The sequence below is a fragment of the Flavobacterium pectinovorum genome (assembly GCF_900142715.1).
Classification (GTDB): domain Bacteria; phylum Bacteroidota; class Bacteroidia; order Flavobacteriales; family Flavobacteriaceae; genus Flavobacterium; species Flavobacterium pectinovorum.
In genome coordinates this window covers 300,571-319,123 of the sequence record NZ_FRBX01000002.1, presented here as the reverse complement: position 1 = coordinate 319,123, position 18,553 = coordinate 300,571, and the positions used below count along the sequence as shown (strand labels likewise).

At 34.0% G+C, this 18,553-nt stretch carries 19 protein-coding genes; 18 read left to right on the top strand and 1 reads right to left on the bottom strand.

Annotated elements, in window-relative coordinates; genetic code table 11:
• Positions 1–30: 30 nt before the first annotated feature.
• Positions 31–1,716, top strand: a complete 1,686-nt coding sequence (locus tag BUE22_RS08015; RefSeq protein ID WP_073394511.1) for a sodium/sugar symporter — start codon at positions 31–33, stop codon at positions 1,714–1,716.
• Positions 1,717–1,841: 125 nt separating this feature from the next.
• The gene (locus BUE22_RS08010) at positions 1,842–2,180 is read left to right on the top strand and encodes an L-rhamnose mutarotase (RefSeq protein WP_073394510.1); all 339 of its coding nucleotides are present in this window, start codon (positions 1,842–1,844) and stop codon (positions 2,178–2,180) included.
• 10 nt (positions 2,181–2,190) lie between these two features.
• Here BUE22_RS08010 and BUE22_RS08005 read toward each other — a convergent pair whose 3' ends face one another.
• Positions 2,191–3,453, bottom strand: coding sequence for an NAD(P)/FAD-dependent oxidoreductase (locus tag BUE22_RS08005; RefSeq protein ID WP_073394509.1), 1,263 nt, complete (start codon positions 3,451–3,453; stop codon positions 2,191–2,193).
• A gap of 101 nt (positions 3,454–3,554) precedes the next feature.
• On the opposite strand from BUE22_RS08005, the gene BUE22_RS08000 reads away from it, so the two are divergent.
• The 16 genes from BUE22_RS08000 (at position 3,555) to BUE22_RS07925 (ending at position 18,542) form a co-directional block, all read left to right on the top strand.
• Complete coding sequence (locus BUE22_RS08000; protein WP_073394508.1) at positions 3,555–5,075, top strand: flexirubin biosynthesis tyrosine ammonia-lyase FlxA; 1,521 nt, start codon at positions 3,555–3,557, stop codon at positions 5,073–5,075.
• A gap of 35 nt (positions 5,076–5,110) precedes the next feature.
• Positions 5,111–6,343 carry a WG repeat-containing protein gene (locus BUE22_RS07995; protein ID WP_073394507.1) on the top strand — a complete coding sequence of 411 codons (1,233 nt, stop codon included), beginning with the start codon at positions 5,111–5,113 and terminating at the stop codon, positions 6,341–6,343.
• A gap of 36 nt (positions 6,344–6,379) precedes the next feature.
• Entirely contained in the window at positions 6,380–7,111 is a 732-nt protein-coding gene (gene fabG, locus BUE22_RS07990) for a flexirubin biosynthesis SDR family reductase FlxB (RefSeq protein WP_073394506.1), read from the top strand.
• 190 nt (positions 7,112–7,301) lie between these two features.
• A complete protein-coding gene (locus BUE22_RS07985) occupies positions 7,302–8,525 on the top strand; it encodes a beta-ketoacyl-[acyl-carrier-protein] synthase family protein (RefSeq protein ID WP_073394505.1) in 1,224 nt (407 codons plus the stop codon).
• Positions 8,526–8,529: 4 nt separating this feature from the next.
• Positions 8,530–8,784 carry an acyl carrier protein gene (locus BUE22_RS07980; protein WP_042564825.1) on the top strand — a complete coding sequence of 85 codons (255 nt, stop codon included), beginning with the start codon at positions 8,530–8,532 and terminating at the stop codon, positions 8,782–8,784.
• The gene (locus BUE22_RS07975; protein ID WP_073394504.1) at positions 8,784–9,668 is read left to right on the top strand and encodes an LpxL/LpxP family acyltransferase; all 885 of its coding nucleotides are present in this window, start codon (positions 8,784–8,786) and stop codon (positions 9,666–9,668) included. Before BUE22_RS07980 ends, BUE22_RS07975 begins: the two co-directional genes overlap by 1 nt.
• Positions 9,669–9,853: 185 nt before the next feature.
• The gene (locus BUE22_RS07970) at positions 9,854–11,497 is read left to right on the top strand and encodes a phytoene desaturase family protein (protein WP_073394503.1); all 1,644 of its coding nucleotides are present in this window, start codon (positions 9,854–9,856) and stop codon (positions 11,495–11,497) included.
• A gap of 45 nt (positions 11,498–11,542) precedes the next feature.
• Positions 11,543–12,445, top strand: coding sequence for an NADPH-dependent FMN reductase family protein (locus BUE22_RS07965; protein WP_073394502.1), 903 nt, complete (start codon positions 11,543–11,545; stop codon positions 12,443–12,445).
• Positions 12,446–12,461: 16 nt separating this feature from the next.
• On the top strand, positions 12,462–13,595 hold the full coding sequence (locus tag BUE22_RS07960) for a dialkylresorcinol biosynthesis protein DarB (protein ID WP_073394501.1): 1,134 nt from the start codon (positions 12,462–12,464) through the stop codon (positions 13,593–13,595).
• Positions 13,595–14,026 carry a hotdog family protein gene (locus BUE22_RS07955; protein ID WP_073394500.1) on the top strand — a complete coding sequence of 144 codons (432 nt, stop codon included), beginning with the start codon at positions 13,595–13,597 and terminating at the stop codon, positions 14,024–14,026. Before BUE22_RS07960 ends, BUE22_RS07955 begins: the two co-directional genes overlap by 1 nt.
• Before the next feature lie 7 nt (positions 14,027–14,033).
• On the top strand, positions 14,034–14,495 hold the full coding sequence (locus tag BUE22_RS07950) for a hotdog family protein (RefSeq protein WP_073394499.1): 462 nt from the start codon (positions 14,034–14,036) through the stop codon (positions 14,493–14,495).
• 188 nt (positions 14,496–14,683) lie between these two features.
• Positions 14,684–15,088, top strand: a complete 405-nt coding sequence (locus BUE22_RS07945) for a flexirubin biosynthesis protein DarG (protein ID WP_042564833.1) — start codon at positions 14,684–14,686, stop codon at positions 15,086–15,088.
• Positions 15,088–16,086 carry a BtrH-related acyltransferase DarH gene (locus BUE22_RS07940; protein WP_073394498.1) on the top strand — a complete coding sequence of 333 codons (999 nt, stop codon included), beginning with the start codon at positions 15,088–15,090 and terminating at the stop codon, positions 16,084–16,086. Before BUE22_RS07945 ends, BUE22_RS07940 begins: the two co-directional genes overlap by 1 nt.
• A gap of 60 nt (positions 16,087–16,146) precedes the next feature.
• Positions 16,147–16,845 (top strand): ABC transporter ATP-binding protein, encoded by a 699-nt coding sequence (locus tag BUE22_RS07935; RefSeq protein WP_073395014.1) that lies wholly within the window; start codon positions 16,147–16,149, stop codon positions 16,843–16,845.
• Positions 16,835–18,118, top strand: a complete 1,284-nt coding sequence (locus BUE22_RS07930) for an ABC transporter permease (RefSeq protein WP_073394497.1) — start codon at positions 16,835–16,837, stop codon at positions 18,116–18,118. The genes BUE22_RS07935 and BUE22_RS07930 overlap by 11 nt, the downstream gene beginning before the upstream one ends.
• A complete protein-coding gene (locus BUE22_RS07925) occupies positions 18,093–18,542 on the top strand; it encodes an acyl-CoA thioesterase (protein ID WP_042564836.1) in 450 nt (149 codons plus the stop codon). The genes BUE22_RS07930 and BUE22_RS07925 overlap by 26 nt, the downstream gene beginning before the upstream one ends.
• Positions 18,543–18,553: the final 11 nt, after the last annotated feature.

Below are 18,553 nucleotides of genomic sequence, written 5' to 3'. Positions count from 1 at the left end.
CTATACTAATTTTTTAAAAGACTACTAACAATGAACCAGAACCTTGCTTTCGCAGATTATGCGGTATTTATTATCTACTTTATCGTAGTATCCGTCTACGGTTATACAATTTACCATAAACGTAAAAAAGACGAACAAGATGCTAAAGCTTATTTTTTGGCTGAAGGAAATTTAACCTGGTGGGCTATTGGTGCATCTTTAATCGCCTCAAATATTTCGGCAGAACAATTCATCGGGATGAGTGGTGAAGGTTTCTTTTTAGGAATTGCCGTTGCTGCTTATGAGTGGCTTGCTGCTGTTGCCTTAATTATCGTTGCCGTTTGGTTTATTCCTGTATATCTTAAAAATAAGATTTACACCATGCCTCAATTTTTAAAAACACGTTATAACGAATCGACTGCATTGATTATGGCCGTTTTCTGGTTGTTTTTGTATGTTTTTGTAAACTTAACTTCCATATTATATTTAGGAGCTGTTGCTATTAATGGTCTTGCCGGAGGAGAATATCTTCATGTTATTATGGTTGGATTGGCTTTATTTGCATTGCTTATTTCTCTTGGAGGAATGAAAGTTGTAGCTTATACTGATGTTATTCAGGTGGCCGTTTTAATTATCGGAGGTTTGGTAACTTCTTATATCGCACTTACAACTGTTGGACAATATTTTGGCGTAGGCGAAAATGCAATTGCAGGTTTCAAAGTTTTAATGAGAGAAGCTCCTGAGCATTTCAAAATGATAATTCCAAAACCAACTGCAACGTCATCTCAACTTGAAATAGACAAATATTTAACTTTCCCGGGGTTAATGTCATATGTTGCAGGTATCTGGATCATCAACTTAAACTATTGGGGATGTAACCAATATATTACGCAAAGAGCTCTTGGTGCCGATTTACAAACTGCACGTACAGGTATCTTATTTGCAGGTATGCTAAAATTATTAATGCCATTAATCGTAATGTTGCCTGGTATTGCTGCTTTCGTTTTATACCAAAACGGACATTTACCTCAATTGGTTGGAGGAAAAGACGGCGCTTATTCTGCTGTATTAACGTTCTTGCCAACAGGTTTAAAAGGACTTTCTGTTGCGGCTTTAACTGCTGCAATTGTGGCTTCATTGGCTGGAAAAGTAAACAGTATCTCTACAATTTATACATTAGATATTCATAAAAAATATATTCAAAAAGAAGCTGGCGAAAAACAACAGGTAAATATTGGTAGAATTGCCGTTTTTGCTGCAATGCTTTTAGCAGTATTATTTACATGGAATGATATTTTAGGAATTGGCGGAGTTGGTGGATTTACTTATATCCAAAAATACACCGGATTTATTAGCCCTGGAGTTTTTGCTATGTTTTTCCTTGGTATGTTCTGGAAAAGAACAACCGGAACTGCTGCAATTGTGGGTGTAATTTTAGGATTTGTTTTATCAGTATTATTCAACGAATATGCTCCAATGTTATTTGGAAACGAAACTTTATTATATACAGCTTATCCTAACGGAAAAGGTGCATTCGAAATTCCGTTCCATATCTGTATGGGATTATCATTCTTCTTTACCATGTTGGCGATGATTTTGATTAGTTTCGCTGGTCCAAAAGTAAATCCTAAAGCGTTTGAAATTGACTCTGAAATGTTTAAAGTAAAACCACAAACTACAGTTTTAATCGTAATAACATTATTGATTATTGTGGCTTTGTATGTTAAATTCTGGTAGTATAATTTTTTACTATATTATTTTTTGAAGTATAAAAAGACTGTCCATAAACGACAGTCTTTTTTTTTGTAAATTACCCCTTCAGATACCTTATTTGAATAATCTAACTTTTCTACTTATATATTATGACCACACAAAAATTCTGTCTAGCCCTAGACCTAAAAGACGATCCTAATTTAATTGAAGAATATAAAACCCTACACCAAAACATTTGGCCAGAAATAACAGAAAGCATCAAAAGCACCGGAATCTCTGTTCTCGATATTTATTGCACAGGAAACAGACTCTTTATGATCATAGAACCTGATGCTGATTTTTCGTTCGAAAAAAAATCAAAAGCAGATGCCGCAAACCCAAAAGTTCAGGAATGGGAAAAATTAATGTGGAAATTTCAGCAAGCTTTACCGTGGGCAAAACCGGGTGAGAAATGGGTTTTGATGGAGAAAATATTTGAGTTGAAATAAACAAAAAACCCTAGTTTGCACTAGGGTTTTCGTTTTGTTCTTTTTGCATATTCAGTAAATACGCCATATTCTGGATCACGTGATCGTGTTTCTTTACAAACGGATTTTCTTCGTTCCAGACATAACCTGCGAGAACCGAACATATTTTCTCTTTTACTTCAGGGTTTTCCGGTTGATGGAAGAATAAAGTCTGAAGATTTCCGGTGTACCATTCTTTTACATAAGTGGTAAAAACAGCAATTCCACGTTTCATATATTCAGTAAACTCAACTTCCCAATCCACTTCAATTCCTTGCGATTCTTTGATGTATAATTTTGCTGCCAGCATTCCGGATTCAGTCGCAAACGCAACCCCAGATGAAAACACAGGATCTAAAAATTCAGAACTATTTCCTGTTAAGGCAAAACCATCACCATACATTCTTTTTACGGCTCTTGAATAATTCTCCAGTTTTACCGGTTCAAACAAAAACTCTGTTCCTTTAAATCTTTTAATATAATAATCAGATTTTTGAATTGCATTTCTTAAAGCCTCAGCATTATCTTTATTTTCTGAAAGCGAATTAATAAAATCTGTTGGTCCAACAACTCCTAAACTTGTATTTCCGTTAGAAAAAGGAATTACCCATAACCAAACTTCGGTTTCCAGAATATCAAATGAAATCTGAGTTCCTTCCTCGCCTTCCGGTCTGTTGATGTCTTTTACGTGTGTAAATATCGAAGAATGCGGATCTAATTTTGATGGCGTATCGAGATCTAAAAGTCTTGGCAATACACGTCCGTATCCACTGGAATCGATAATGAATTTAGCGTGAATTTCTTTTAAATTTCCGTCCTTATCTTTTACAATTGTTTTCGAATTTTTTCCTTCAAAAGAAACTTCCAGAACTTCTGTTTCAAATTCTAAATCTATTCCTTTTCTAATAACTTCCTGAGCCATTGTGTTGTCAAAATCAGCTCTTGGCACCTGCCATGTCCAATCCCAGCCTTCTCCAAACTTCTGGCTAAAATCAAAAACACAAATTTCTTCTCCTCTGATAAAACGAGCTCCGAGTTTTTTTTCAAAATTCATTGCATCCAGGCATTCAAAAAGTTCTGCTTCCTCAAAATGATCCATTACTCTGGGAATAAGGCTTTCGCCAACAACCAGTCTTGGAAACTTTGTTTTTTCTACAACTTTTATCTTAATATTGTTTTTGTGTAGATAAGATGCCGAAACACATCCGGACGGTCCTGCACCTATTACTAAAACATCTACAAACTCCTTTATCATATTAAAAATGTTATCAATTATTAAACTACATTTGCCATCATCAAAATAACTACAATTATTTTGATAAATAAAATTAAATTAGCACAACCAAAAACAATTTAATGAATACAATTAATGAATATTTAAGTTTAGCAGAATTCGAGTCCATAATATTTGGAAATAACAAAGTTGTTGTGAGCGACGTTGTATTGAATCGAGTAAATGAAAGCTTTAATTTCCTGAAAGAATTTTCAGGAAACAAAGTTATTTATGGAGTGAATACTGGTTTTGGCCCAATGGCTCAATATCGAATTAAAGAATCAGATCAGATTCAGTTACAATATAATTTAATCAGAAGCCACTCATCAGGAACAGGAAAACCGTTAAGCCCGGTTTGTGCAAAAGCAGCAATCTTAGCGCGATTAAACACCTTATCACTAGGTAATTCAGGAGTTCACCCTTCTGTAATTCACTTAATGGCCGAATTAATTAACAGAGATATTACTCCGTTAATTTTTGAACACGGTGGTGTTGGAGCAAGTGGAGATTTAGTACAACTATCCCATTTAGCTTTAGTTTTAATTGGAGAAGGCGAAGTTTTTTATAAAGGAGACAGAAGACCAACTTCAGAAGTTTTTGAAATTGAAGGTTTAAAACCTATTCAGGTAGAAATCAGAGAAGGTCTTGCGTTAATTAACGGAACTTCTGTAATGACCGGAATTGGAGTTGTAAATGTGCATTATGCTAATAAATTATTAGACTGGTCATTAAAAGCTTCTTGCGCCATTAACGAATTGGTTCAGGCTTATGACGATCACTTTTCTGAAGAATTAAACCAAACAAAACGTCATAAAGGACAACAGGAAGTGGCTGCAAAAATGAGAGCCAACCTTTCTGACAGTACTTTAATCCGTAAAAGAGAAGACCATTTATATTCTGGAGAAAATACCGAAGAAATTTTCAAGGAAAAAGTACAGGAATATTATTCATTACGTTGCGTGCCTCAAATTTTAGGTCCCGTTTTAGAAACAATCAATAATGTTGCTTCTATTTTAGAAGACGAATTTAACTCGGCAAATGACAACCCGATTATCGACGTAAAAAACAAACACGTTTATCACGGAGGTAATTTCCACGGCGATTATATTTCGCTTGAAATGGATAAATTAAAAATTGTTATTACCAAATTAACGATGTTGGCAGAACGTCAGCTGAATTATTTGCTGAATTCAAAAATCAACGAAATTCTTCCTCCTTTTGTTAATTTAGGAACATTAGGATTTAATTTCGGAATGCAGGGAGTTCAGTTTGTTGCAACTTCAACAACTGCCGAAAGCCAGATGTTATCAAACCCAATGTACGTTCATAGTATCCCGAACAACAATGACAATCAGGATATTGTAAGTATGGGTACCAACTCGGCAGTAATTACATCAAAAGTAATCGAGAATTCTTTTGAAGTTTTGGCTATCGAATTAATTACAATTGTTCAGGCGATTGATTATTTACAGCAAAAAGATAAAATTTCATCGGTTACCAAAAAATGGTATGACGATGTTAGAAAAATAATTCCTGTATTTAAGGAAGATCAGGTAATGTATCCGTTTGTTCAGCAGGTAAAAGATTATCTAATCAATAGTTAATCGTTACTTTTTTATTAATATTGAATTTTAAAACCATGAAAAAACCACTTATTTTTTTGTTGCTATTCGTTATTCAATTTGTTAATAGTCAGGAATTGGCATTAGTTAAAAAGAATTCAAAAATTGGATATATTTCTAAAGATGGATCTTTTAAAATAGAACCTCAATACAAATCTGCAAAAAGCTTTTCTGATGGTTTAGCAGCTGTCGAAAATGGTGGAAAATGGGGATTTATTGATACCAAAGGAAGCTGGGTAATTCCTGCATCTTTTGAAAATGCCAAAGATTTTAACAGCGGAATTGCTATCGTGCAAAAAGATAAGGAATGGGTTTATATCAATACAAAAGGAGAAATTCTTAAAGCGCCTGCTTCCGAAAAATTATTTGATTTTAATAATGGTGTTGCCTTTATAAAACAAGCCAATAAAATTGGATTAATCAATTCAAAAATGGCTGTTGTTTTAGAGCCAAAATACGATCAGATAAAACCTTTTGAAAATGGTTTTGCAAGAGTTGAAAACAATAAAAAATGGGGAATCATTAATGCTTCGGGTAAGGAACTAATAGAACCTTCGTATGACGAAATAGGAAACTATTTTAAAAATACAACCTGGGCAAGAAAAGATAAGACGTTTGGAATTGTAAGTTCCGGAAATTTTATTGCTGTTGATGGCGCCGAAAAAATCTGGGACTTTGAAACACAAGATCTGACTTATGCCAAAAAGAACGGTAAAATTGGATTCATTGACCTTAAAGGAAATTGGGTAATTACTCCTATTTATGATAAAGCAAAAGCATTCTCTAAAAATTTAGCTCCGGTTTGTGTGGGGTCTAAATGGGGATATATAAACCCAAAAGCAGAATTTGTTATTCCGCCAACTTATAGTGATGCAGAAGTTTTCAGTTCAAACGGACTGGCTCCTATAAAAGAAAAAAATTGGGGTTTTATCAATGAAACAGGAAAATTAGTTATTCCAACGCAATATGGTATTACTTCAAACGGATTCGTCATTGCTTTATTTGTACAGCAAGACAAAGGATTTATTGATGGTCTTGCCAGAGTAAAAAACGAAGGAAAATGGGGATTTCTTAAACCAGATGGAACTGTTGTAGGTAATCAATGGTTTGAAAACGCTGAATTATTTTCTAAAACAGCAGAAAAAAATACCCCAAATGAAGTCGTAACTGAAAAAGCGAAACCAGAGACAAAAGCGGAAACAAAACCAGCTAAATCAGGATCAAAACCAGCAACTAAAAAGAAAAAATAACACACTTGTGTTCTATAAAAAATAAAATTTACATCAATGAAATGTGTATTAGTAACGGGTGGTTCAAGAGGAATTGGAAGTGCTATTTGCAAAAAATTAGCGGTTGAATCCAACTATCATATTCTGATTAATTATCATTCGAACAAGACTGCTGCAGAAGAAACTTTGCAGGAAATTCAAAAATTAGGGGCAACTGGAGAAATCTTAGGCTTTGATGTTTCTAATTTTGAACAGGTACAAGCAACTTTAACGCAATGGCAGGAAACAAATCCTGAAGCCATCGTTGAAGCAATTGTAAACAATGCCGGAATTACAAAAGATGGTCTTTTTATGTGGATGACTCCCGAAGACTGGAACGGCGTTGTAAACACAAGTCTTAACGGATTTTTTAATGTTACGCAGTTTTTTATTCAAAAAATGCTGCGCAATAAATATGGCCGAATTGTAAATATGGTTTCTGTTTCGGGAGTAAAAGGAACTGCCGGGCAAACCAATTATTCGGCGGCAAAAGGGGCTATTGTTGCAGCTACAAAAGCACTTGCCCAGGAAGTTGCAAAACGTAATATTACTGTTAATGCAGTTGCGCCTGGTTTTATACGAACTGACATGACAAGTCAATTAGACGAAAAAGAATTACTAAAACTAATTCCCGTAAATCGTTTTGGCGAAGCCGAAGAAGTCGCAGATTTGGTAAGCTTTTTGATTTCAAAAAAATCAAGCTATATTACCGGAGAAATTATTAACATCAACGGAGGAATATATTCTTAATATTTAAACACATAGTCCCGATAGCTATCGCGATATGTGCAAAATAGAATGCAAAGAGAAAAATATTTCTTTCACATAGATACTATTGTTTATTTTAAATAAAGTGAAACGCCTTTTTGAGTTTACAAAAGCTATGTTTCTATGTGTTAAAAAATATACTTAAAGGAAAAAAATTACTTATAAAAAGACCATGAATAAGAGAGTTGTAATTACCGGAATGGGAATTTATTCCTGTATAGGTACTTCTTTAGATGAAGTAAAGGAGTCTTTATATAACGGAAAATCTGGTATTCAGTTTGATTCTGAAAGAAAAGAATTTGGTTTTCAATCAGCCTTAACGGGTATGGTGCCTAAAACCGATTTAAAATCTTTATTGACCAGAAGACAACGTATGAGTATTGGTGAAGAAACCGAATATGCGTACATGGCTACCATCGAAGCACTAAAAAATGCCAATATTGATGATGCTTTTTTTGACGATCGCGAAGTAGGTATTATGTATGGAAATGATAGTGTCTCAAAAGCTATTATCGATGCTACAGATATTGTTCGTGAGAAAAAAGATACAGCCCTGATAGGTTCTGGTGCAATTTTTAAATCGATGAATTCTACAGTAACGATGAATTTGTCTACGATTTTTAAACTTCGTGGTATTAATCTTACCATCAGTGCCGCTTGTGCAAGTGGTTCACATTCTATTGGACTGGCTTATTTTTTAATAAAAAGCGGCTTTCAGGATATTATTATTTGTGGAGGCGCACAGGAAATCAACAAATATGCCATGTGCAGTTTTGATGGTTTAGGTGTTTTTTCTGCAAGAGAAGGCGAACCCCAAAAGGCGTCAAGACCTTTTGATGCTGATCGCGACGGGTTAATTCCGAGTGGCGGCGGCGCAACGTTAATATTAGAAAGCTACGAATCGGCAATTGCACGTGGCGCAACAATTATTGCAGAAGTTGCGGGCTACGGTTTCTCATCAAACGGTGGTCATATTTCGACCCCAAATGTTGAAGGCCCGGCAACCGCTATGCAAAGAGCGCTTGATGATGCACAATTAAAAGCTGCCGATATCGATTATATCAATGCGCATGCGACTTCAACCCCTGTTGGAGACAGCAATGAAGCAAAAGCTATTTTTGAAGTTTTTGGCGAAAGCAATCCTTATGTAAGCTCAACAAAATCAATGACCGGCCACGAATGCTGGATGGCCGGAGCAAGCGAAATTATCTATTCGACATTGATGATGCAGCACGATTTTATAGCTCCCAATATCAATTTGGAAAACACAGACGAAGACTCTGCTAAATTAAATTTAGTTAAAACTACGTTAAATAGAAAAATTGATATATTTTTGTCGAATTCCTTCGGATTTGGAGGAACCAATTCTGCACTGGTAGTTAAAAAGTTTAAATGAAGCAATGAATAAAGAAGAAATAATAAAAAAAATTAATGGTTTTTTGGTTGATGAATTTGAAGTAGACAATGATGACATTGAACCAGACGCAAATTTAAAAGATACACTAGGGTTAGATAGTTTAGACTATGTTGATTTAGTTGTTTCTATTGAAGCAACCTTTGGTGTAAAATTAGTTGAAGCTGATTTTGTTGGAATTTCCTCTTTTCAAACTTTCTACGACCTTATAGAAAACAAACTAAAAGCTAAAGCTGTTTAATGAGTCAATGGGATGGCAAATCAAAAGGAACAGTTTTAGGCTATAAAATATTCGTTTTTTTAATACAAAAAGCGGGTGTCAAGTCCGCTTATGTATTACTTTATTTTGTTGCCTCTTATTACTTTTTGTTCTTAAAGAAAAGCAACAGGGCAATTTCTTATTATTTTAAAGAAAGGCTAAAATATTCCAATTTCAAATCTAAAAAAATGGTTTTCAAAAGTTATTATACTTTTGGGCAAACTATTATTGATAAAATTTCTATTTCGGCAGGAATGCGAAATAAATTTACCTACGAATTTGACGGAATCGAAATTTTAAAAAACCTTTTAGCAGAAAAAAAAGGCGGCGTTTTAATTAGCGCGCACATTGGAAATTTTGAAATCGCCGAACATTTTTTAGGTGATATCGACATCGATTTTCAAATTAATCTGGTCACTACAGATTTAGAACATTCCGCTATTAAGAATTATCTGGAAAGCGTTACTCAAAAACCTACCGTAAAATTCATCATTATCAGAGAAGATTTATCCCATATTTTTGAGATAAATGCTGCTTTGGCCAATAATGAATTGGTTTGTTTTACTGGCGATCGTTATTTTGAAGGAACAAAATCGCTGTCAGAAAAAATATTAGGCGAAGAAGCTAATTTCCCGGCAGGTCCGTTTTTAATTGCATCGCGCTTAAAAGTTCCGGTTGTTTTTGTTTATGTAATGAAAGAGCCCAACTTACACTATCATTTGTACGCACGCGAGGCCGTTGTAAAACATCGTGATGAAAAAGCCCTTTTAAAATCATATATAGAAAGTGTAGAATCTATGCTTCAAAAATATCCGTTGCAATGGTTCAATTATTTTGATTTCTGGAATCAGTTAAAATCAAAGTAAACAATTGCTATTTAACCGCAAAGTTCGCAAAGTTTTTTACATATCGGATTTTATAAAAACACAAAGTTCGCAAAGCTTTGTATTGATTTAGCTTAGCGGTAATTACGCCAAACAATTTTTAATTTTTAATTCTCAATTTTTAATTAAAAAGTCATTCTTTCATACTTAAACGCTTAAAACAGAATATGCAGGAATTTGACACAATTATCATCGGTTCAGGAGTTGGAGGATTAGCAGCTGCAATATGTCTGGCAAGAGCAGGACAAAAAGTTTTAGTGCTCGAACAGCATTACGTTCCTGGTGGCTGGAGTCATAGTTTTACATTAAATGGTCAGCGTTTTAGTCCCGGTGTTCACTATGTAGGATTGATGGAAGAAGGTCAATCTACCAACGAATTATATCGCGGTTTGGGAATTGCCAACGACATGGTTTTTTTTCGAATGAACAAAAATGCCTATGAACATTGTTTGATCGGAGATGAAGTTTTTGACTTACCGGCAGGGATCGACAATCTTAAAAAAACACTTTCTTCCCATTTTCCACACGAAGAAAAAAACATAAACGAATATCTTACCGTTGTTCAAAAAGTATCGTATGAACTGCAATTGATTCCGAAATTAAAAGGTTTCTGGCAAAATATTACAGTTCCATTCCGAACCAAACATTTTGGAAAGTTTGCATTATTCCCACTTAAAAAAGTAATTGGCTGGCATGTAAAAGATGCAAAGTTAAAATCTGTTCTCAATATTCAATGCGGTGATCACGGACTTCCTCCAAACAGAGCGTGTTTTCCTGTTCATTGTTCTGTTATGAATCATTATTTTGATGGCGGTTTTTATCCAATGGGCGGCGGCGGTGGAATCGTTAAAGCCATGACAAACGGAATAAAAAGACATAACGGAGAAGTAAGGGTAAAACAAAATGTCAATAAAATTTTAATCGAAAATAAAAAAGCATTTGGCGTTGAGCTTGAAAACGGCGAAAGAATTTTTGCTAAAAATATTGTCTCAAATGCTGATCCCAGCATTACTTATTTAAATTTAATTGATAAAGAACATTTAAGTAAATCACTTATTAAGAAATTAGAGAAAACAAAATATTCTGTTACGTCTTTAATTTTATTTTTAACATTAGATATAGATGTTACTCAATTTCAAATAGATTCCGGAAATATCTGGATGATGAAAGACGAACATGACGACGAGAATTTTGAAAATTTAATGAGCAATAATATTGACGAAGGAGATTCATTTCCTGCCGTTTTTATAAGTTGTACAACACTTAAAGATCCTGCCAGTTATAACGGAAGATATCATAATTTCGAAATTGTTACTTACGTTAATTACGATCATTTAAAAGATTTTAACGGTTTACAAGATTATCATAATGAAGAGTATAAAATCTTCAAGGAAAAAATCACTAATAAATTAATGAATAATGTCGAGAAGATAATTCCGAAAGCAAAACAGCATATTATTCAGGCAGAATTAGGAACTCCAAAAACAAATGAATTTTACATTAATTCGACAAAAGGAAATGTTTACGGAACTGAAAAAACCTTAAATCAGGTTGGTCCTTTTGCTTATAAAAACAAAACCGAAATAGAGAATTTATTTCTTTGCGGTTCATGTACTTTATCTCACGGCGTTGCAGGCGCTTCATACTCGGGCGTTGCAGCTGCAGCAGCCATTTTAGAATGCACTTCAGACGATTTATTAATTGAAGATGAAAACCAAAAAATCAGAATTTATGATGCCGAAGATCCTGCTTCATGGCCAGATTGGGTTCATACAAAACGAAGCGATAAAATCAGGAAATTTGTCTCATAAAAATTAATTACTTTTGCAACTAAACCAAAAAGCCACCAATCTAAAATGAAAAATGTTCTTGTTGTTTATTACTCCCAATCTGGACAACTGGAAGAAATTGCACGAAATATTGCAAAGCCCTTCTTAAATTCAGAAGATATAAAAGTAACATTTCACGAAATTCAACTAGAAAAACCCTTCCCTTTTCCATGGGACAAGGATTCTTTTTTTGATGCTTTTCCGGAATCTTTTCTTCAAATTCCACGAGAACTAAAACCAGTATCAGAAGAAATTCTAAATACAAAATTTGACCTGGTTCTTTTTCATTATCAGGTTTGGTATTTGTCACCATCTATTCCAATAAACTCATTTCTAAAAAGTGCCGATGGAAAAAAGCTATTAAACGATACGCCGGTTATTACCATTAGCGGTTCTCGTAATATGTGGATTATGGCACAGGAAAAAATTAAAGTTTTACTAAAAGAAGCCAACGCACAATTAGTAGGAAATGTAGCTTTGGTTGACAGAGTTGGAAACCTGATTAGTGTTATTACTATTGTCGAATGGATGTTCTCCGGAGTAAAGAAAAAATATCTGGGAATTTTCCCACTACCGGGAGTTTCAGAAAAAGACATTCAGGAATCAGAAAAATTTGGAAAAGTGATGCTTTCTGAGTTTCAACAAGACAATCTTAAGAATTTACAGCCAAAATTAACAGGAATAGGTGCGGTAAAAATTAGCTCGTATCTTGTAACTGTTGACAAAACAGCAAATAAAATTTTCAATAAATGGTCAAATCTGATTTATAAAAATAAAAATAACAGAAAACTGCTTCTTAAAGTATTTAATGTTTATTTATTCCTCGCGATATGGTTAATCTCACCAATAGTGTATATATTGCACCTTATTACATACCCCATTAAGTTAAAAACCATAAAAAAAGAAACTCAATATTATAAAGGAGTTTAGAAGACGAAAGTAGATTATGTTTGAAGTATATATTACCAAAGCCGCAAAATTTTTGCCAAACGAAGCTGTTTCAAATGATGAAATGGAAAGTTATTTAGGTCTTATTAATGATACCGCTTCTAAAGCAAGACGTATTATTTTACGCAATAATAAAATTTTAAGCCGCTATTACGCTGTAGACAAAACGGGAAAAAGCACACACAGCAATGCCGAATTAACACGTAATGCAATTGTGCAGTTATTTGATGAAAATTTCACAGCTCAGGATTTAGAAGTACTTTCTTGTGGAACCTCAACACCAGATATTTTCCTTCCGTCACACGCCGCAATGGTTCATGGTTTACTTCAAAATAAATCGGTAGAATTAAACTCTTCAACAGGAGTTTGTTGCGCCGGAATGAATTCCTTAAAATTTGGTTTCCTGTCTGTAAGATCAGGAAATTCTAAAAATGCTGTTTGTACAGGATCCGAAAAAGTTTCGACCTGGCTAATTGCTAAAAAATACAGTCAGGAAGTAAGCAATTTAAAAACCCTTGAAGAGCAGCCAATTATTGCTTTCAAAAAAGATTTTTTGCGTTGGATGTTATCTGACGGTGCCGGAGCTTTTTTATTGGAAAATAAACCAAGCGGAGACATTTCTTTAAAAATCGAATGGATGGAAGCTTTTTCATACGCATTTGAATTAGAGACTTGTATGTATGCCGGTGGAGATAAATTAGAAAACGGAGAAATTAAATCGTGGAGCGATTATGAGCCGGAAGAATTGCTAAACGAATCTGTTTTTGCCATTAAACAAGACGTAAAATTATTGGACGAATTTATACTTTCTAAAGGAGCTGAGAGTATGTATGATGCCATGATTAAAAATAATATTACATCAGATCAGGTTGATTATTTTATTCCGCACGTTTCATCTAACTTTTTTGTCGAAGGATTAAAAAAAGGATTAAGCGAAAAAGGAATTGGAATGGCTGACGAGAAATGGTTTATGAATCTTTCAAGAGTAGGAAATGTAGGTTCTGCCTCTATTTATTTGGCTGTAGAAGAATTGATGAATTCTGGAAAACTAAAAAAAGGCGATCGTATTCTTTTATCTGTTCCTGAAAGTGGAAGATTTTCTTTTGCCTATGCTTATTTAACCGTTTGTTAATGGAAAGAACTTTACTTTTAGAAAAAAATGCTGTCGAAAATTTACTGCCTCAAAAGTTTCCTTTTGTAATGGTAGACAAAATGTATTCCTTTACCGAAACTTCATTGGTTTCGGGATTAAAGATTCAAAACGACAATATTTTTTTTGATAAGAATACTTTTTTAGAAGCTGGTTTAATCGAACACATGGCGCAATCTGTGGCTTTGCATACAGGTTACGAATATTTTTTAAGAAACGAAATTGCTCCAACGGGATACATTGGTTCTATTAAAGACATAGAAATAAAAAAATTACCCGAAATAAACGATACAATTCAGTCAACCGTAACTATTTTGCAGGAATTTGGCGGAATTACTTTGGTTGATATCGTTACGACTTTAAACAATGAAGAAATCGCTAAAGGGCAAATGAAAACCGTTTTAGCCAAATAATATAAGTATGAATATTGCTGCTGTCGACATTCAGAACTATTTACCACACCGGGCACCGTTGCTTATGGTGGATTTAATTTTGGAAATTGAATCAGATTTTGTAGAAACCATATTTTTGATAAAAGACGACAATATTTTTGTTGATAAAGGTACTTTTATTGAAGCCGGTTTAATCGAAAATACAGCACAAACCTGTTCGTCAATTGTAGGTAAAAAATATTTTTTTGAAGATGACGGAACCGAAAATGAAAACGTAAATGTTCTTGGTTTTATCAGCGCGATCAAAAATTTAAAAATACACGAATTACCAAAAGTTGGAGACACCATTATAACCAAAGCAAATTTGGTTTCGAAATTCGTAGGTGAAGATTATACTTTATGTACGATGAGCTGCGAGAGTTTATCAGACGATAAAAAACTTTTAGAATGCGAAATTAATTTGTTCATTCAAAAAACAATATCGGTGTAAAACATGATGGAGGTTTGGGAATGTTTATCATAATATTCCTGATAAGTCAAATGTTCTATGGGATTGCTCGTAGAAATGATTTATTTATAAAAAAAGAAAGAAATTTAGCGCTCGCTAATCTGGGATTTTTAATAATTAGTTTATGTATTGCATTGGCATTATATCTCTAAAAAATTAAATTACATGCTATGGAAAAAGAAAAAGTACCGCAGGACAAAAGCAACTTAACTAAAAACAACGTTAAAGAACTTTTGTATGCAACCGATGAAAACGGAAACTACACTACAACTTTAAGTACTGGCTGGGAGCCAAAAACAATTGCACTTTCCAACTCTATTGACGATATAAACGAACGAATCGCCGAAGCAAAAATGCAGGTCGAAACCGGCGAAGCCAGTCCGATTTGCTATTATATGGAACTTAACAAAATGGATTTGACTATTTTGGCCAGTTACGTAGGACTTTGGAAATGGCGTGTAAAAAGACATTTTAAACCCGAAGTTTTTGCCAAATTAAACGATAAAATTTTAAAAAAATATGCCGATGCTTTTGACATTTCGGTAGCAGAATTAAAAAATATTAAAACAGACTAATGCAAGTTAATTTCACACATCATCAATCTGCTCATTGCGAAAACGGAGTAGCTTCGAATTTGTTAAAAAACAACGGCCTTAACATTAGTGAACCGATGGTTTTTGGTATTGGTTCCGGACTTTTTTTTGTGTATTTGCCTTTTATAAAAGTAAATCATGCGCCGGCAATTAGTTACAGAACTTTGCCTGGACAAATTTTTAATAAACTGGCAAGTCGTTTAAACTTAAAAATTAAGAGACAAAAATTTTCATCGACAACAAATGCAAACAAAGCATTGGATGAAAATTTAAAAAATAATATTCCAACCGGATTACAAGTTGGTGTGTATCATTTAAGTTATTTTCCTGATGAATACCGCTTTCATTTTAACGCACACAATTTAGTCGTTTACGGAAAAACCGAAACCGATTATTTAGTGAGCGATCCTGTTATGGAAACTGTTACCACACTTACGCACGATGAACTTGATAAAGTACGTTTTGCCAAAGGTGCTTTTGCGCCAAGAGGGCAAATGTATTATCCAATTCACATTCCGGCAGCTGTCGATTTGAAAAGCGCGATCATTAAAGGAATCAAAAATACCTGTCGCGATATGCTGGCGCCAATGCCAATTGTTGGTGTACGCGGAATTAAATTTGTATCCAAACAAATTAGAAAATGGCCTATAAAACACGGTACTAAAAAAGCCAATCATTATTTGGCACAAATGGTGCGTATGCAGGAAGAAATAGGAACCGGAGGCGGTGGTTTTCGTTTTATATATGCTGCTTTTTTACAGGAAGCATCGGTTATTTTAAACAATGAAGAATTGAAAACGCTGTCAAAAGAAATGACTTTAATTGGAGATTCATGGCGCGATTTTGCTGTTGAAGCTTCTCGTATTTACAAAAACCGAAGTGCAAAAGAAGATGCCTACAACACCATCGCAGATGAACTTTTGGACATTGCCAACAGAGAAGAAATCTTTTTCAAAAAACTAAAACAAGCCATAAGTTAATATATTTTGCAGTCAATAATTAAAATAGAATCTCTTTCGAAAAAGTACAAAAATGCAGAAATGTATTCTTTGAACGAAGTCTCGCTGCATATAAATGAAGGCAGTATTTTTGGTTTGTTAGGTCCAAACGGTGCCGGAAAAACCACTTTAATTTCTATGCTTTGCGGATTGGTAAAACCAACTTCAGGACATTTTACAATTGATGGTTTAAACTACACTGACAATTCTTCACAAATAAAAAAAATCATTGGCGTTGTTCCTCAGGAATATGCTTTATATCCGACTTTGACGGCCAGAGAAAATTTGCATTATTTTGGAAGTATGTACGGTTTAAAAGGTTCTGATTTAAAAGATAAAGTAATAGAAACTTTAGACCTTTTAGGATTATTAAAGTTCGCAGACAAACGAATCGAAACTTTTTCGGGCGGAATGAAACGAAGAGTTAATTTAATTGCCGGAATTCTGCACAATCCAAAAGTTTTATTTTTAGATGAACCAACCGTTGGTGTTGACGTTCAATCGAAAAATGCTATTATAGATTATTTAAAATTATTAAACCAAAACGGAACAACCATTATTTATACCTCACATCATTTGGCTGAAGCCGAAGATTTTTGCACCAATATTGCCATTTTAGACCGAGGCAAAATTTATGCACAAGGCACGCCTTCGAGCTTAATTTCTTCTACTGAAAAAGCAAGAAACCTTGAAGAAGTTTTTATTTCATTAACCGGTAAAGACTTTAGAGATGAGCTATAAAATTTGGATGTCTGTAGTAAAAGAATTCTTGTTGTTAAGACGGGATTTGGGCGGTTTAATTATTCTGTTTGTGATGCCGCTGGTGCTTGTTATCACCGTTACATTGATACAAGACAGTACTTTTAAAACCGTAAGCGATTCTAAAATTGAAATTTTACTAATCGATAATGATAAAGGTGATGTTTCTAAAACTGTTTTTGAAAATCTTGAAAAAAGCAGTTTGTTTACTGTCGTAACGCAAATCGACAATCAGCCTATTACAGAAGAGATTGCTAAAGAAGCTGTTTACAGAGGAAAATATAAACTTGCCATTGTAATTCCTTCCAAATTAAGCGTTGATTTACAAGCCAAAATTGATCAGAATGTAGACAACATTTTGAGCAATATGGGTTTAACAGATAGTGTTGCAAAACCTGCTACTCCAAAAATAATCAAAGAAAAAGAAGTAAAACTCTATTTTGATCCGGCGGTTCAGTTAAGTTTTAAAAATGCGGTAATGAGTTCGATTGATAAAATGATTTCTCAAATCGAATCAAAATCAATTTACAAAACATTTCAAAATCAATTGGGAGAAGGAAATGCAGATTTCGAGCAAAAAAGTTTTATCTCTTTCAAAGAAATAATTCCAACAATAAACAACAAAGAAGTTCGACCAAATTCGGTGCAACATAACGTTCCGGCCTGGACTCTTTTTGCCATATTTTTTATTGTAATTCCGTTGTCTATTAATATAGTAAAAGAAAAAACACAAGGAACATTTGTTCGTTTAAGAACCAATCCGTCTTCTAATCTTATTGTGATTATCGGAAAAACAATTACTTATTCCGCCATTTGTATGATCCAGTTTTATATGATGGTTGCTGTGGCAGTTTTTCTATTTCCTCATATTGGTTTGCCGTCATTAAACATCGAAGGTCATTTATTTTTAATGAGTATTGTGGCTTTATTTTCAGGATTTGCAGCAATTGGTTTTGGGATTTTATTGGGAACAGTTGCCAGTACACAAGAACAATCTGCTCCTTTTGGCGCAACAAGTGTTATCATTTTAGCTGCTATTGGCGGTGTTTGGGTTCCTGTTTTTGCAATGCCAAAAATCATGCAGATCGTTGCCAAATCTTCACCAATGAATTGGGCATTAGAAGCTTTTTATGATGTTTTATTACGCAACATCTCTTTCTTAGAAATCATACCAAAAATAAGTTTATTGTTTTTGTTTTTTATTATCACAACATCCATCGCATTATTTTATGACAAAAAGAAAAGAACAGTATAACGAAGCCACTTCCCTAACCGTTTCTCATGAAATCAGAATTCGTTTTAACGAAACTGATCCACTTGGAATCGTTTGGCACGGCAATTATATTACATACTTTGAAGATGGACGTGAAGCATTTGGCCGCGAACACGGACTTACATATCTTGATATTGCAGAAACCGGTTACACTACTCCAATCGTAAAATCAAAATGCGAACATAAATTATCTTTGCGCTACGGCGATGTTGTAACAATCGAAACTACGGTTGTTGATACGCCTGCTGCAAAAATGATTTATCGTTTTAAAATTATTGATGCAAAAGGAGACGTTGCCTGTACTGGAGAAACGGTTCAGGTATTTTTAGATAAAGATGGAAATTTAATGTTGACGAATCCTGAGTTTTACGAAAACTGGAAACGAAAAGTTGGATTATTAAAATAAAAACACGGATT

Coding starts and splice junctions, on each gene's coding strand:
- BUE22_RS08010 (WP_073394510.1), top strand. CDS start 1,842: ATGACCACACAAAAATTCTGTCTAGCCCTAGACCTAAAAGACGATCCT.
- BUE22_RS08000 (WP_073394508.1), top strand. CDS start 3,555: ATGAATACAATTAATGAATATTTAAGTTTAGCAGAATTCGAGTCCATA.
- BUE22_RS07950 (WP_073394499.1), top strand. CDS start 14,034: ATGAATATTGCTGCTGTCGACATTCAGAACTATTTACCACACCGGGCA.
- BUE22_RS07985 (WP_073394505.1), top strand. CDS start 7,302: ATGAATAAGAGAGTTGTAATTACCGGAATGGGAATTTATTCCTGTATA.
- BUE22_RS07925 (WP_042564836.1), top strand. CDS start 18,093: ATGACAAAAAGAAAAGAACAGTATAACGAAGCCACTTCCCTAACCGTT.
- BUE22_RS07940 (WP_073394498.1), top strand. CDS start 15,088: ATGCAAGTTAATTTCACACATCATCAATCTGCTCATTGCGAAAACGGA.
- BUE22_RS07975 (WP_073394504.1), top strand. CDS start 8,784: ATGAGTCAATGGGATGGCAAATCAAAAGGAACAGTTTTAGGCTATAAA.
- BUE22_RS08005 (WP_073394509.1), bottom strand. CDS start 3,453: ATGATAAAGGAGTTTGTAGATGTTTTAGTAATAGGTGCAGGACCGTCC.
- BUE22_RS07995 (WP_073394507.1), top strand. CDS start 5,111: ATGAAAAAACCACTTATTTTTTTGTTGCTATTCGTTATTCAATTTGTT.
- BUE22_RS07935 (WP_073395014.1), top strand. CDS start 16,147: ATGTATTCTTTGAACGAAGTCTCGCTGCATATAAATGAAGGCAGTATT.
- BUE22_RS08015 (WP_073394511.1), top strand. CDS start 31: ATGAACCAGAACCTTGCTTTCGCAGATTATGCGGTATTTATTATCTAC.
- BUE22_RS07980 (WP_042564825.1), top strand. CDS start 8,530: ATGAATAAAGAAGAAATAATAAAAAAAATTAATGGTTTTTTGGTTGAT.
- BUE22_RS07955 (WP_073394500.1), top strand. CDS start 13,595: ATGGAAAGAACTTTACTTTTAGAAAAAAATGCTGTCGAAAATTTACTG.
- BUE22_RS07930 (WP_073394497.1), top strand. CDS start 16,835: ATGAGCTATAAAATTTGGATGTCTGTAGTAAAAGAATTCTTGTTGTTA.
- BUE22_RS07945 (WP_042564833.1), top strand. CDS start 14,684: ATGGAAAAAGAAAAAGTACCGCAGGACAAAAGCAACTTAACTAAAAAC.
- BUE22_RS07965 (WP_073394502.1), top strand. CDS start 11,543: ATGAAAAATGTTCTTGTTGTTTATTACTCCCAATCTGGACAACTGGAA.
- BUE22_RS07970 (WP_073394503.1), top strand. CDS start 9,854: ATGCAGGAATTTGACACAATTATCATCGGTTCAGGAGTTGGAGGATTA.
- fabG (WP_073394506.1), top strand. CDS start 6,380: ATGAAATGTGTATTAGTAACGGGTGGTTCAAGAGGAATTGGAAGTGCT.
- BUE22_RS07960 (WP_073394501.1), top strand. CDS start 12,462: ATGTTTGAAGTATATATTACCAAAGCCGCAAAATTTTTGCCAAACGAA.